The sequence below is a fragment of the Pseudomonas sp. GQ91 genome (assembly GCF_059758795.1).
This window is the reverse complement of the sequence record NZ_JCAXED010000083.1, coordinates 1-244: the sequence shown is the minus strand read 5'-3', so window position 1 is coordinate 244 and position 244 is coordinate 1. Positions and strand designations below refer to the sequence as shown.

The 244-nt window shown below is 68.0% G+C and carries 1 protein-coding gene; it reads left to right on the top strand.

Annotated features, from left to right (window positions below):
- On the top strand, positions 1-244 hold a 244-nt coding region (locus tag AC6CIA_RS26520), incomplete at both ends, for a hypothetical protein (RefSeq protein WP_498316132.1).

Genomic DNA, 244 nt, shown 5'->3' with positions numbered 1-244 from the left:
CCGGGCTGATCTCTCCCAACGTGACCATTGGCGGCGCTTCGGTGGTGGTGCGTGAGATCCGCAGCGGCAAGACCCCGGGCGTCGGGCTGGCAGTCACCGCGTTGCTGATGCTCAAGGGTGGCAAGGGCAAGTTCTTCAGCAAACTGCCGTGCATGCTGGTCGGCGGTGCGGCGTCGATGGCGGTCAGCAGCGCCATGGGCGCGGCAGCCAACGCCACCCTGGGCTCGTCGAACCCGGTGCATGC